A 12,301-nucleotide genomic window follows, 5' to 3' on the forward strand; every position below is an offset into this window, starting at 1 on the left:
CGGCCGCCAGCGCGCGGCGGCCGCGTCGGCGTAGCGTTGGGTCATGGCGGACATCGACAGCGCCGCGACCACGCCCGGCGAACTGGCCGGGCGGCTCGACGCCGCGGGGTATCTGGCCGACGACGGGCTGGCGACGGCCGCGTTCCTGGCGCTGCGCATGGGCCGGCCGCTGTTCCTCGAGGGCGAGGCCGGTGTCGGCAAGACGTCGCTGGCGCAGGCGCTGGCCCAGGTGCTCGACGCGCCGCTCATCCGGCTGCAGTGCTACGAGGGCGTCGACGCCGCCCAGGCGCTGTACGACTGGGACTTCCCGCGCCAGCTGCTGCACCTGCGCGCCGCCGAGGCGGCCGGCGTCACCGACGTCGACCGCCTCGAGCACGAGCTGTACGACCGCCGTTTCCTGCTGGCCCGGCCGCTGCTGCGGGCGCTGGAGACGACGCCGTCGGTGCTGCTGGTCGACGAGATCGACCGCGCCGACGACGAGTTCGAGGCGTTCCTGCTCGAGGTGCTGTCCGACTTCACCATCTCCATACCCGAGCTCGGCACCGTCCGCGCCGAGACGCCACCGGTCGTCGTCGTCACCAGCAACCGCACCCGCGAGGTGCACGACGCGCTGAAGCGGCGCTGCCTCTACCACTGGCTGGCGCACCCGACGTTCGAGCGCGAGGTCGCGGTCATCCGGCGGCACCTCCCGGACGTCAGCGCGCGGCTGGCCGATGACGTCGCCCGCGCGGTGCAGCGGCTGCGCGCGGCCGGCCTGCTCAAGCCGCCCGGGCTGGCCGAGTCGATCGACTGGGTCACGGCGCTGACGGCGCTCGGCGCCACCGAGCTGTCGGCCGACCTCGCCACCCGCACGCTGGGCGCGGTGCTCAAGTACCAGGAGGACACCGAGCGCATCATGGGCGAGGTCGCGGAGCTGGCCGGCCGGCCATGAGTATCGAGGTCGACGCCGAGGTGGCCGGGTTCGCCCGGCGGCTGGCCGCGGCCGGCGTCGACGTCCCGCCCACGCGGGTGCACGCCATGCTCGAGGCGCTGGACGTGCTCGGCGCCGGTTCGCTGCGGTCGGTGTACTGGGCCGGCCGGGTCACGCTGTGCGCGTCGCCCGAGGACGTCGAGCGGTACGACCGCGTGTTCGCGGCGCACTTCGGCGGCCGCCCGGACCGCCCGCCGCGCCGCGTCACCGTCCCGCCGGTCACCAGGATGATCGCGCTGCCCGACGACCCCGGTTCCGCCGGCGACCGCGACGGCGGCGACCCCGACCAGGAGCGGCAGCGCATCGCCACCGCCAGCCGGGTCGAGGTGCTGCGCCACCGCGACGTGTCGACGCTGAGCCCGGCCGACCGCGCCGAGGTCGACCGCTACGTCAGCACGCTGCTCCCGGCCGCGCCCGACCGCACCACCCGCCGGCTGCGCCCGTCGCCGTCCGGGCCGGTCGACGCCCGCCGCACCGTGCGCAGCATGCTGCGCCACGGCGGCGAGCCGGTCGACCTGCGCCGGCACCGGCACGGACGCCGGCAGCGGCGGCTGGTATTCCTCGTCGACGTCAGCGGGTCCATGGCGCCGTACGCCGAGACGCTGCTGCGCTTCGCCCACGCCGCCTGCCGCGTGCGTCCCGGCACCGAGGTGTTCACCGTCGGCACCCGGCTCACCCGCGTGACCCGTGAGCTGCGGCGACGCGACCCCGCGGCCGCGCTGGCGGCGGCGTCGGCGGCCATCGACGACTGGAGCGGCGGCACCCGGCTGGGCGACGAGCTCAAGGAGTTCCTGGACCGCTGGGGGCAGCGCGGCACCGCCCGCGGCGCCGTCGTCGTCATCGGCAGCGACGGCTGGGAGCGCGGCGACCCGGCGCTGCTGGCCGAGCAGATGGCCCGGCTGGCGCGGCTGGCCCGGCGCATCGTGTGGGTCAACCCGCACCGTGGATATCAAGGATACAGTCCTAGTACGGGTGGCATGCGTGCGGCGCTTCCGCACGTCGACCGGCTCGTCGCCGGCCATTCGCTGGGCGCGATGGAGGAGCTGGCGGGTCTGCTCGGCGGACGCGAACCGGCCCGGAGGGGTGGTGACCGTGCAGGAAGTGCTGCGTGAGCTGGTGACGGCGGTCGGCGACGGCGAGCGGGCCGGGCTGGTCACCGTCGTCAGCACGTTCCAGTCCGCGCCGCGCCAGCCCGGCGCGTCGATGGCCGTCACCGCCTCCGGCGAGGCGGTCGGGAGCGTGTCCGGCGGCTGCATCGAGGGTGCGGTGTACGAGCTGGCGCAGGAGGTCATGGCCGGCCGGCCGCCGGTCCTGCAGCGCTACGGCGTCAGCGACGACGACGCGTTCGCGGTCGGGCTGACCTGCGGCGGCATCATCGACGTGTTCGTCGAGGCGGTCGACCGCTCGACGTTCCCGGTGCTGGCCGACGTCGCCGCCAGCATCGACGGCGCCGAGCCGGTCGCCGTCGCCACCGTCGTCGCCGGGCCGGGCCCCGCCGGCGCGCACCTCGTCGTCTGGACCGACCGCGTCGCGGGGTCGCTGGGCGGGCAGCGCCTCGACGACGCCGTCGCCGACGACGCCCGCGGCATGCTCGACCAGGGCCAGACCGGCATCCGCCGCTACGGCGCCTCGGGCGAGCGCCGGCTCGACGACCTGCAGGTGTTCGTCCAGTCGTTCGCGCCGCGGCCGCGCATGCTGGTGTTCGGCGCCATCGACTTCGCCGCCGCGCTGGTCCGGGTCGGCCGGTTCCTCGGCTACCACGTCACGGTGTGCGACGCGCGGCCGGTGTTCGCGACGCCGCGGCGCTTCCCCGACGCCGACGAGGTCGTGGTCAAATGGCCGCACGACTACCTCGCATCGACCACCGTCGATGCCCGCACCGTCATCTGCGTGCTCACCCACGACCCCAAGTTCGACGTGCCGCTGCTGGCCGCCGCGGTCCGCACCCCGGCCGCGTACATCGGGGTCATGGGGTCGCGGCGCACCCACGACGACCGGCTGGCGCGGCTGCGGGCCGAGGGTCTGTCCGACGACGAGCTGGCCCGGCTGGCCTCGCCGCTGGGCCTCGACCTCGGCGCCCGCACGCCCGAGGAGACGGCCGTGTCGATCGCCGCCGAGATCATCGCGGCGCGCTGGGGCGGCTCCGGCCGGCGGCTGAGCGACACCAGCGGGCCGATCCACCGCGAGCACCTCGCCGCCGATGCCGTCTGACGTCGCCGGGCTGGTCCTCGCCGCCGGCTCGGGCTCCCGGTTCGGCGGGCCGAAGGCGCTGGTCGAGTACGAGGGGTCGCGGCTGGTCGACCGCGCGGTCGCGCTGCTGTCCCGGGGCGGCTGCGCGCCGGTGGCCGTCGTGTCCGGCGCGGTGCCGCTGACCGTGCCGGGCGCGGTCGTCGTGCACAACCCCGACTGGGCCACCGGCATGGGGTCGTCGCTGCGGGCCGGGCTGCGGGCGCTCAGCTGGGCGCCCGTCGAGGCCGTGGTCGTCGCCCTCGTCGACCAGCCGTGGGTCGGCGTCGAGGCCGTGACGCGGCTGCGCGCGGCCTGGGCGGCGGGCGGCGTGTCGGTGGCGGTGGCCACCTACGACGGCCGCCGCGGCAACCCCGTCCTGCTGGCCCGTCCGGTGTGGGCGGAGGTCGCGTCCCTCGCCGAGGGCGACGTCGGCGCCCGCCCGTTCCTGCGCGCCAACCCCGACCTGGTCACCCCCGTCGACTGCACCGGCACCGGCTCGCCCGCCGACGTCGACGTGCCCGCCGACCTCTAGGGCGGGGGAGCGGCGGCCGCCAGCGCGGCCAGCGCCGCCGTGAAGCAGTCCATCGGCGGCTGGACGAGGCCGGCGCCGACCTGGCCGGTGCCGGCGACCCGGCCGGCGATGCCGGTGTTGATCTGCGGCAGCACCCCCGTGCGCGTCACCAGCGTGACGTCGATGCCGGTGGGCGCGCCGCGGAACTCCAGGATCGGGATCGCGTACGCCGGGTTCTCACCGACGGTGATCTCGTACATCAGCCGGCTGGTCGCGAGCGCGTCCGGCACCGACCCGCCGACGAAGCGGACGATGGCGGGTGCGGCGGCCATCGCGAAGCCGCCGAGGCCCATCGTCTCGGTGATCGCGGAGTCGCCGATGTCCGGGTTGGCGTCGTCCGGGCCGTAGGCGCCCAGATACAGCCCGGACGGGGTGTTGGCCGGCGCGGTGAACCAGGTCGACCCGGTGCCGGACACCTGGATGCCGAAGTCGGTGCCGTTGCGGGCCATGGTGGTGACGACGGTGCAGCCGGGGAGGTCCGCGGCGGCCGCCGTCTGCAGCTTCCCGGCCGGCATGACGAGGTTGAGGAAGAAGTGGTCGTTCCCGCCGATGAACGCCGCCACGTCCGCGACGTCCGACGACGGCGCGCCGCTGGAGGCCAGCGCGGGCAGCAGGTCGCGCAGCAGCATGAGCGTCCCGGCGCGGTTGCGGTTGTGCCCCTCGTCGCCCATCTGGACCATCTGCGCGACGATCGCCTTGACGTCCACCGGCCCGTGCCGCCGCACGGCGGCCTGCAGCAGCGGACCCAGGACCGACGACATCCACCGCAGCCGGTCGATGACCTCCGGCCCGTACGCGCCGTAGCGCAGCACCGTCCCGAGGCCCTCGTTCAGCGAGCACCACGCCGTCCGCTCGCCGTCGCGCAGCTCGAACAGCCACATCGACGGCGACACGACCCCGGCCATCGGGCCGACGCCGCCGTGGTCGTGGCACGGCGACCACTCGACGCCGTCGCCGGCGGCCAGCAGGGCCTCGGCCGCGTCCGGTGTCGCCGCCAGGCCCTCGAACAGGGCAGCGCCGATCAGCGCGCCGCGCAGCGGCCCGGACGCCCGCTCCCAGGTGATCGGCGGCCCGGCGTGCAGGAACTGGCCCGGCCGCAGCCCGAGCACCTCGCTGGCCGGGCGGACGTCGACGAGGTCGGCGCCCGCGGCCAGCATGCGCGTCACGGCCGCGGCGTTGGCGTCGGGACGGCGCGGGTCGGCCAGCACGCGGGCGAGATCGTCCTCCGTCCCGGCGACGGGGGGCCGCCAGTCGACCGTCGTCACCGGCACCGCCTGGGCGGTCAACGCGGCCGCGAACAGGTCGACGCCGGCACTGACGACGCGCGGCTCGTCGCGCAGCAGGTCGTTCACGCGGCACCCCCGGAGCACAGCGCGATGGCCGTCCGCGCCGCCGCCGCGTTGGACAGGTGCACCGACGCGCCCGCGTCGCGCAGCGCCCGCGCCTGCTCCTCCAGCCCCTGTGGGTCGTCGGCGGTGCCGACCAGCGCCACGACGACGGCGAGGTCGCGGCCGCGCGCCCCGGCGATGTTGCGGGCGCGGACGATCGCCGGCGCCAGCTCCGCGGCCGGGTCGGGGTGCGCGCCGTGACCCAGCACGACGTCGAGCAGGACGACGCCGCAGGACGGGTCGCGGGCCTCGGCCAGCAGCCGCTCGACCCGCAGCGAGTTGTCGATCATCGGGTGCGGCCGGCCGCGGGTCAGCGTGTCGTCGCCGAAGTCGATGAACGTGTGCCCGCTGGTCGCGAGCTCCGCGTTTACCACCAGCCGCGCCTCCTCGCAGAGCGTGCCGCCGGCGTACAGACCGCGGATCGACGGGTACGGCCCGGTCGCGGGCGCCGTAGACGGCCACGCGCGCGGCGGCCGCCACTGCGCCCCGGCCGTGGTGACGATGGTCTCGGCGACGGCGGTGAGGTCGCGCTGCCCGGGCCCGAGCAGCGCGAGCACGACCGGCTTGCGCAGCTTCTCGGCCCGCTCGCGGACGGCGTCGGCGACCTGCGGCGCGGGCGGCTTGCTGACCACGACCACCACCTCGGTCGCGTCGTCCTCGGCCAGCAGGTCCAGCGCCGCCAGCGTCGACGCGCCGCCCACCTCGGCGGACAGGTCGCGCCCGCCGACGCCGAGGCAGTGGCTGATGCCGACGCCCGCACCGTCGACCAGGCTGAGCAGCTGCTGCGCGCCGGTGCCGGACGCCGCGACGATGCCGACCGGTCCGGGCCGCACGACGTTGGCGAACCCGAAGCCGACGCCGCCGACCACCGCCGTGCCGCAGTCGGGCCCCATGACCAGCAGGCCGCGGTCGTGCGCCTCGCGTTTGAGCCGCACCTCCTGCTCCACCGGCACGTTGTCGGAGAACACGACGACGTGCAGGCCGTGCTGCAGCGCGTCCATCGCGTCGGCGAACGCGTACGGGCCGGGCGTCGAGACGAACGCGATGGTCCCGGCGTCGCGGCGAGCGGCCGAGCCGATGGTGAGCGGGGCCGGCGCGGCGCCGAAGCCGCCCTGATCGGCGGACGGCCGCGCGGTCAGCGCCGCCTCCAGGCGGCCCAGCGCCCGGCCCAGCGCGGCGTCGTCGTCCGCCGTCACGCCGACGACGAGGTCGTTCGGGCTCGCGGCGGGGACGTCGAAGCCCATGCCGCCGAGGAGGTCGAGGTTGAGCTGCGTGGCCATCGCGACGAGCGCGCCGCCGACCCCGTCCTCACCCTGGATCGCCTGGCTGACCTGCATCAACGTGACTGAGTCGTGGTAGGTGCCGGTGCGCACCTCGACGTGGCGGATCACCGCGTGGCCCCCGCGAGCGCCGTCAGCGCGACCCGGACGCCCAGCTGCAGCGCGGCGCCGGACGTGTGCCCGACGGCGAGCAGCCCGCGCTGCGCGGCGCGGACGTCGCCGCGGGCGGAGCCGAGCGCGGCGAGGTAGGCGGTGAGCTGCGGGACGGCCAGCCCGCGGGCGGCGTAGGGGAGGAGCCCGGCCGAGACGGCGGTGGTGCGGTGCAGCGGCCCGGCGGCCTCGACGGCGGCGGCCAGCCGCACGGCGCCTCGGGACTCGACGGCGGCGCCGACCACCAGCGCGCCGGCCAGGACGTCGTCGCCGGCCGGGGTCAGGCCGGGGCCGAGCCCCAGCAGCCCGCCCGCGGCGTCGGCGAGCTCGTCGTCGTCGCCGCACAGCAACGCCAGGCCGAGCCGCCCCGCGGCCGCGACGACGGCGCCGTCCAGCCCGGGATGGTCGTCCTGCGCGGCGGCGCGGCGGCGGGCCAGCGCGACGTCGGCGACGACGGCCGGGTGCACCCGCCACCAGCGGCCCACGGTGACGACCGCGCCGTCGTCGTCACCGATGCGCAGCTCGCCGCCGCCCACCAGCGCGCGTTCGCCGGACCGCAGCCCGGACACCGGCCACGGCGTGACCACCGCGCACGGCAGGCGCACGGCGGCCGGGCCGGTGAGGCACAGCAGCACCGGCCCGGCGCCGTGGTCGACCAGGACGGCGGTCATGGTGCGGGTCGCGGCCACGACCTCCCCGGCGAGCCGTGGACCTCCCACGAGAGCGGCGACGGCGGTGCTGGCGGCGCCCGGCAGGACCTGCCGGGACGCGTCGCCCGGCCACGGCCGGGTGGCCCGGACCCCGGTCGGGACCGTCGGTGCCGGCACTCGCGACCTCCGTTCCGTCCAAGATCACCTGAACTGGGACTGCCACGAACGTAGCCGGGACGACTACCGTCATCGCATGGGCAAACTTGCCAACGATCCGGCCCAGGGTTCGCCGGAGTTGCCAGCCGGCGGCGGCAGGGTGCCGTCCCGGGCCGTGGCCGGGCTGACGGTGCGCAAGGCGATGGAGATCCCCGCGCTGGCCGGTGCGCGGCTGCTTGCGGGCGAGCGCGGCCTCGACCGCGTCGTCCAGCGCGCCAACATCATGGAGGTCCCCGACATCCTGCCGTGGGTGAAGCCGCACGAACTGCTGCTCACCACCGGCTACCCGCTGCGCAACACCCCGCAGGGGCTGCCCGGCCTCGTCACCGAGCTGGACGCGCGCGGGCTGGCCGCGCTCGCCGTCAAGCTGCACCGCTACCTCGACGCGCTGCCCGACGAGATGATCCACGAGGCCGACCGGCTCGGCCTGCCGCTGCTGCTCCTGCCCGACGCCGTCGGGTTCGACGACATCCTCAACCAGGTGCTCACCGGTGTGCTGAACAAGCAGGCGGCGGCGCTGGAGCGGTCGTGGGAGGTGCACCACGCGCTGCTGTCCGTCGTGCTGGAGGGCGGCGGGCTGACCGAGCTGGTCACGAAGACCTCCGCCGTGCTCGGCGTGCCGGTCATGGTGACGACGGCCGACGGCCGGGTGCTGGCCGAGGGCGGCAACGTCGACGACCTCGCGTCCTGGCGGCACACGCCGTGCTTCGACACGTCCGGCCGGTTCCGCACCGAGTACGAGCCCGGCGGCGTCCACTCCCACGTCGACGTGCCAGGCTGGCACGCCGTCGTCCCGATCGTGGCCGGGCGGGTCGACCACGGGCGCATCGTCGCGTTCGCCCGGCATCGCGCCCTCGACGGCGCCGACGTCAATGTGCTGGAACGGGCCGCGACGGTGGCCGCGCTCGCCGTGAACAAGCAGCTCGCCGTCACCGCCGTCGAGAGCAAGTACCGCGGCGACTTCCTCCGCGACGTCCTGTCCGGCCGGGCCGGCGACCGCGAGCGCATCGTGGCGCACTGCGAGTCGCTCGGCTGGGACGTCGGCCGCGACCTCGTCGTCGTCGTGGCCGAGCTGGACCCCGAGGCCGGGCCGGCCGCGTCGTCGGGGCTGCAGCTGCGGCCCGTGCAGGAGCGGTTCACCGTCGCTTGGCAGTCGGTCGTGGGACGGCGCGACCCGCGCGCCGCCGTCGTCGGGTTCGCGCAGGAGGTGGTCGCCCTGCTGCCGGCCGGCCCGGACCCCTCGGCCGCGGTCCGCGACGTCGTCCGCCAGGTCTCCGGCGACGGCGGTGGCGGCCGGCGCTCCTTCTCCACCGGCGTCAGCCGCATCGTCGACGACCCCTCCCGGCTGCCCGTCGGGTACGAGCAGGCCCGCCGCGCTGTCGACGTCGGGCGGCAGATGAACGGCCGCGGCTCGCTCGCCCACTTCGACAGCCTGGGCTCGTTCCGGCTGCTCAGCCAGATCGAGGACCGCGACGAGCTGCGCGGCTTCGTCCGCGAGACCCTGCACGGCCTCGCCGCCGACGACGACCCCGAGATGGAGGACCTGCGCCACACCCTCAAGGTGCTGCTCGACACCAACCTCAACGTCGCCGAGGCCGCCAGGCAGCTGCACTTCCACTACAACACGCTGCGGTACCGCATCTCCAAGCTGGAGCGCATGCTCGGCCCGTTCACCACCGACCCCGAGCTGCGGCTGGACCTCGCGCTGGCGCTGAAGGTGCTGCAGATGCGCGGGCTCAGCTGAGCGTCCCGGGCAGCTCGAACCACGGGTACAGCGTGTCGTCCATGAACCGCGTGACGCCGGCGACCCGGTCGCCGTCCAGGGTGAGGACGACGAGGCCGGCGGGCGCGCCGTCCAGGTAGAGGCCGAACGCCGGCTGGCCGTTCGCCCGCGCCGGCCGCTGCGTGTACCGGCGGCCGGCCCGCCAGCCGGCGCTGGCGCGCAGGAAGCCGGCGATCGCGGCCGCGCCGTCGTACTGGTGCGGCGCCGGCGGCATCGCCAGCCACGCGTCGTCCGTCAGCAGCTCGATGACCGCCGCGACGTCGTCGGCGACGAACGCGCGGGTGAACCGCGCGGTGAGGTCGCGCTCGGCCGCGCCTCCCGCGGGCGGCGGCCGGTGCGCCGTCGTCCGCAGCGTCGAGCGGGCCCGCTGCAGCGTCCCCTTCACCGCCGTCGCCGACGTGTCCAGGAGCTCTGCCGCCTCCGCGAGCGGGAAGCCGAGCACGTCGCACAGCACCAGCGCCGCCGTCTGCCGGGGCGGGAGCTGCTGCAGCGCCTCGACGAAGGCGAGTTCGACCTGCTCGCGGCGCAGCGCCGCCGGCTCCGGGAGCAGCGCGTCGGGGTACGGCTGCACCCACGGGACCTCGTGGTGGCGGGTCGGCTCCGGCGCGTCGAACGGCGGCGTGGGCGCGAGCGGCGGCCGGCGGCCCGCGTCGCGGATGGCGTTGAGGCAGCGGCGGGTCGCGATGCGGTACAGCCAGCCGCGCACCGACGCCCGTCCCTCGAACTCCGGCAGCCCGCGCCACGCCGCCAGCAGGGTCTCCTGCACCGCGTCCTCGGCGTCGGAGAGGCGGCCGAGCAGGCGGTAGCAGTGCACCTGCAGCTCGCGCCGGAACGGGTCGACGAGCTGGGCGAACGCGTCATGGTCGCCGGCTCGTGCGCGGGTCAGGAGCGCCTCGGCCACGGTCCGATCGTCGCACGACCGTTCCGTCGCGGGTGCCGCCGGTGTCTACACATCCGTACGACCCACTCGAGAAGGGAACGATCATGACCCGTGCCGCCCTGGACGTCGCGCTCGCCTACCACCACGCGTGGGCCGGCGGCGACCTGGACGCCGCCATGCGCTACATCGCCGACGACGTCGTCTGCGAGGCCCCGCCCGGCCTGCTGACGGGCGCCGACGCCTACCGAGGGTTCCTGGAGCCGTACGTGTCGCAACTGGTCAGCGCCACGCTGATCGCCGCGTTCGGCGACGACGACACCGCCCTCGTCATGTACGACTCCGTCACCCGGCTGGTCGACCGGGCGCCCGGCGCCGAATGCGTCCGCGTCGAGGGCGGCCGCATCGTCCACGGCTGGTTCATCTTCGACCGCGCGCCGTTCATGGCCGCCCGCGCGGCCGTGGTTGGATCGGGAGATGCCGAAGGCACCGCTTCCTGACGACGTCAGCGCGTTCCTCGCCGGGCCGCACCCGGCCGTCATGGCGACCATCGGGCCGGCCGGCCCGGTCAGCGTCGCCACCTGGTACCTGTGGGAGGGCGGGCGGGTGCTGGTCAACCTCGACGAGTCGCGGAAGCGGCTGGACCACCTGCGGGCCGACCCGCGGGTCAGCCTCACCGTCCTCGCCGACGGCGACTGGTACACCCACGTCAGCGTCCAGGGCCGCGTCGTCGACGTCCACGACGACGCGGACCTGGTCGACATCGACCGGCTGGCCCGCCACTACACCGGCTCGGCGTATAAGCGCCGCGACCGCCGTCGCATCAGCGTGTGGATCGACGTCGACCGCTGGCACGGCTGGGGTCGCCTCGAGAACACCGACGTCGACCACCACCGCCGCTGAGCGGTTGCTCGCCGGGCGGTCAGCGCAGGCCGACGGCGTCGTGGTTCCAGAAGACCTCCGAGTACACGAGGGTTCCGGTCATCCACGGCTCGTATGTGCTGAGCAGCCGCACCTGGAACGCGGCGTCCGGGATGCGCAGCGACGGCTTGCGGAAACCGAGCGGCCCGCCCGGCCGGAACCCGAAGCGCGGGTAGTACCCCGGCGAGCCCTCCAGGAACACCGCCGGCGCCCCCTGCTCGTCGGCGAGGTCGAGGCCGCGGTTGATCAGGCGCGTGCCGACGCCGCCGCGCTGGTGGCTCGGCAGCACCCCGACCGGGCTCAGCACCAGCACGTCCACCAGCCGTTCCGCCGCGTCGAGGACGCTGCGCGTGAACATCACGTGACCGACGACCTCGCCGCGGTCGACCGCGACCAGCGAGAGGCCGCTCGTGGGGGAGAGCAGGTCGCGCAGGCCGCGGGCCAGCCCGGCTACATGCTCGCCGTCGTCGCCGAACGCCTGCCGATGCACCTCATCGACGGCCTCGTGGTCGGCGGGTCGCTCGGCACGCAGCTCCATGGCGGTCACCGTAGCCGCGGCGGCCGGGCGGCCGCCCCGGATTTTCGCCGCCGTCTACCGTCGCTGCTCCATCAGGTCGTCGTAGTACTGGAGGAGCGACCTCGGCAGTGAGTTCCGGCCGATGGTCTCGAGCCGGTCGAAGGTCGCCCTCGGGAGGTCGTGCCGCTCGGTCATCGCGCCGAGCGCGTTCAGCTGCGCCTCCAGGCAGTCCTCGTCCGCCTCCTCGGCTGCGAGGCTGACCAGCACATACGAGACGATCAGCACGTCCGTCCCGTCGAACCCGCCGTGGACGTCGGTGACCACGTCGGCGGCGAGCCGGCGGGCAGGCTTGTCGTGGCTGGTCAGGCCGCGCAGCTGTTCGAGCAGGGCGGCGCTCGGCATGGTCATCGCAGCTCCATGGTGGTCACGTGCCGAACTCGATGAGGTCCTCGACGGCCTGGCGCAACCAGGCGTCGACCGAGACCCGGCGGGAGGGCGTGCACGGGCGGCAGATCGATCATCTCGCGATGAAATCACGCCGTCCTGTCACATTCGGCCTCCGAAAAGTACCCATAGGAAGTGAGCGGCCAGCCGGGCCGCCGGGAGAGGAGCCGACATGGAGGCAGAGACCGGAGTGGCCGAACCGCCGGCCGGGGAGGTGCGCGACGAGCTGCGCGAGGCGTACGACCCCGACGACGACGAGGAGGGCGACGACGAGGAGGCGGACGAAGAACCGGCGGCGGTGTGAC

General features: G+C 75.4%; 14 protein-coding genes. 8 read left to right on the forward strand and 6 right to left on the reverse strand.

Annotation, left to right across the window (positions count from 1 at the left end):
• The first annotated feature begins 43 nt into the window (after positions 1-43).
• Genes BLU82_RS10930 through BLU82_RS10945 form a run of 4 tightly spaced genes read left to right on the forward strand, consistent with a single transcriptional unit; the run spans position 44 to position 3,731 of the window.
• Positions 44-931 (forward strand): MoxR family ATPase, encoded by an 888-nt coding sequence (locus tag BLU82_RS10930; RefSeq protein WP_092619666.1) that lies wholly within the window; start codon positions 44-46, stop codon positions 929-931.
• Entirely contained in the window at positions 928-2,082 is a 1,155-nt protein-coding gene (locus BLU82_RS10935) for a VWA domain-containing protein (protein ID WP_092619670.1), read from the forward strand. Before BLU82_RS10930 ends, BLU82_RS10935 begins: the two co-directional genes overlap by 4 nt.
• Entirely contained in the window at positions 2,063-3,181 is a 1,119-nt protein-coding gene (locus BLU82_RS10940; protein WP_092625701.1) for an XdhC/CoxI family protein, read from the forward strand. Before BLU82_RS10935 ends, BLU82_RS10940 begins: the two co-directional genes overlap by 20 nt.
• Positions 3,171-3,731, forward strand: a complete 561-nt coding sequence (locus BLU82_RS10945; protein WP_092619672.1) for an NTP transferase domain-containing protein — start codon at positions 3,171-3,173, stop codon at positions 3,729-3,731. The genes BLU82_RS10940 and BLU82_RS10945 overlap by 11 nt, the downstream gene beginning before the upstream one ends.
• Here the strand turns inward: BLU82_RS10945 and BLU82_RS10950 are convergent.
• Genes BLU82_RS10950 through BLU82_RS10960 form a run of 3 tightly spaced genes read right to left on the reverse strand, consistent with a single transcriptional unit; the run spans position 3,728 to position 7,415 of the window.
• On the reverse strand, positions 3,728-5,122 hold the full coding sequence (locus tag BLU82_RS10950; protein ID WP_092619675.1) for a DUF1116 domain-containing protein: 1,395 nt from the start codon (positions 5,120-5,122) through the stop codon (positions 3,728-3,730). The two genes, BLU82_RS10945 and BLU82_RS10950, sit on opposite strands and share 4 nt — an antisense overlap.
• On the reverse strand, positions 5,119-6,549 hold the full coding sequence (locus BLU82_RS10955; RefSeq protein WP_197682871.1) for a hypothetical protein: 1,431 nt from the start codon (positions 6,547-6,549) through the stop codon (positions 5,119-5,121). The genes BLU82_RS10950 and BLU82_RS10955 overlap by 4 nt, the downstream gene beginning before the upstream one ends.
• Positions 6,546-7,415, reverse strand: coding sequence for a DUF2877 domain-containing protein (locus BLU82_RS10960; protein WP_092619680.1), 870 nt, complete (start codon positions 7,413-7,415; stop codon positions 6,546-6,548). The genes BLU82_RS10955 and BLU82_RS10960 overlap by 4 nt, the downstream gene beginning before the upstream one ends.
• A gap of 76 nt (positions 7,416-7,491) precedes the next feature.
• On the opposite strand from BLU82_RS10960, the gene BLU82_RS10965 reads away from it, so the two are divergent.
• Positions 7,492-9,198 (forward strand): PucR family transcriptional regulator, encoded by a 1,707-nt coding sequence (locus BLU82_RS10965; RefSeq protein WP_092619683.1) that lies wholly within the window; start codon positions 7,492-7,494, stop codon positions 9,196-9,198.
• Here the strand turns inward: BLU82_RS10965 and BLU82_RS10970 are convergent.
• Positions 9,191-10,138, reverse strand: a complete 948-nt coding sequence (locus tag BLU82_RS10970) for an RNA polymerase subunit sigma-70 (protein WP_092619686.1) — start codon at positions 10,136-10,138, stop codon at positions 9,191-9,193. The genes BLU82_RS10965 and BLU82_RS10970 overlap by 8 nt on opposite strands.
• A gap of 83 nt (positions 10,139-10,221) precedes the next feature.
• Between BLU82_RS10970 and BLU82_RS10975 the strand changes: the two genes are divergently transcribed.
• Together BLU82_RS10975 and BLU82_RS10980 are read left to right on the forward strand one after the other, a co-directional pair.
• Positions 10,222-10,614: a nuclear transport factor 2 family protein gene (locus tag BLU82_RS10975; protein ID WP_092619689.1), complete on the forward strand. Its 393-nt coding sequence runs from the start codon at positions 10,222-10,224 to the stop codon at positions 10,612-10,614.
• Positions 10,592-11,017, forward strand: coding sequence for a PPOX class F420-dependent oxidoreductase (locus BLU82_RS10980; protein WP_092619692.1), 426 nt, complete (start codon positions 10,592-10,594; stop codon positions 11,015-11,017). Before BLU82_RS10975 ends, BLU82_RS10980 begins: the two co-directional genes overlap by 23 nt.
• Positions 11,018-11,036: 19 nt before the next feature.
• On the opposite strand, the gene BLU82_RS10985 is transcribed toward BLU82_RS10980, so the two are convergent.
• Both BLU82_RS10985 and BLU82_RS10990 read right to left on the reverse strand, forming a co-directional pair.
• Positions 11,037-11,573: a GNAT family N-acetyltransferase gene (locus BLU82_RS10985; RefSeq protein ID WP_092619695.1), complete on the reverse strand. Its 537-nt coding sequence runs from the start codon at positions 11,571-11,573 to the stop codon at positions 11,037-11,039.
• Between the two features lie 54 nt (positions 11,574-11,627).
• Positions 11,628-11,960 carry a hypothetical protein gene (locus BLU82_RS10990; protein WP_092619698.1) on the reverse strand — a complete coding sequence of 111 codons (333 nt, stop codon included), beginning with the start codon at positions 11,958-11,960 and terminating at the stop codon, positions 11,628-11,630.
• Between the two features lie 208 nt (positions 11,961-12,168).
• Here BLU82_RS10990 and BLU82_RS35965 point away from each other — a divergent pair, with 208 nt between their 5' ends.
• Positions 12,169-12,300, forward strand: coding sequence for a hypothetical protein (locus BLU82_RS35965; protein ID WP_255367108.1), 132 nt, complete (start codon positions 12,169-12,171; stop codon positions 12,298-12,300).
• The last annotated feature ends 1 nt before the right edge of the window (position 12,301 follow it).

The sequence above is a fragment of the Jiangella sp. DSM 45060 genome, from assembly GCF_900105175.1.
Taxonomy (GTDB): Bacteria; Actinomycetota; Actinomycetes; order Jiangellales; family Jiangellaceae; genus Jiangella.

What these genes read in the sequence shown, in the direction of transcription:
- BLU82_RS10980 (WP_092619692.1), top strand. Translation starts at nt 10,592, where the DNA reads ATGCCGAAGGCACCGCTTCCTGACGACGTCAGCGCGTTCCTCGCCGGG.
- BLU82_RS10945 (WP_092619672.1), top strand. Translation starts at nt 3,171, where the DNA reads ATGCCGTCTGACGTCGCCGGGCTGGTCCTCGCCGCCGGCTCGGGCTCC.
- BLU82_RS10975 (WP_092619689.1), top strand. Translation starts at nt 10,222, where the DNA reads ATGACCCGTGCCGCCCTGGACGTCGCGCTCGCCTACCACCACGCGTGG.
- BLU82_RS10965 (WP_092619683.1), top strand. Translation starts at nt 7,492, where the DNA reads ATGGGCAAACTTGCCAACGATCCGGCCCAGGGTTCGCCGGAGTTGCCA.
- BLU82_RS10985 (WP_092619695.1), bottom strand. Translation starts at nt 11,573, where the DNA reads ATGGAGCTGCGTGCCGAGCGACCCGCCGACCACGAGGCCGTCGATGAG.
- BLU82_RS10930 (WP_092619666.1), top strand. Translation starts at nt 44, where the DNA reads ATGGCGGACATCGACAGCGCCGCGACCACGCCCGGCGAACTGGCCGGG.
- BLU82_RS10935 (WP_092619670.1), top strand. Translation starts at nt 928, where the DNA reads ATGAGTATCGAGGTCGACGCCGAGGTGGCCGGGTTCGCCCGGCGGCTG.
- BLU82_RS35965 (WP_255367108.1), top strand. Translation starts at nt 12,169, where the DNA reads ATGGAGGCAGAGACCGGAGTGGCCGAACCGCCGGCCGGGGAGGTGCGC.
- BLU82_RS10990 (WP_092619698.1), bottom strand. Translation starts at nt 11,960, where the DNA reads ATGACCATGCCGAGCGCCGCCCTGCTCGAACAGCTGCGCGGCCTGACC.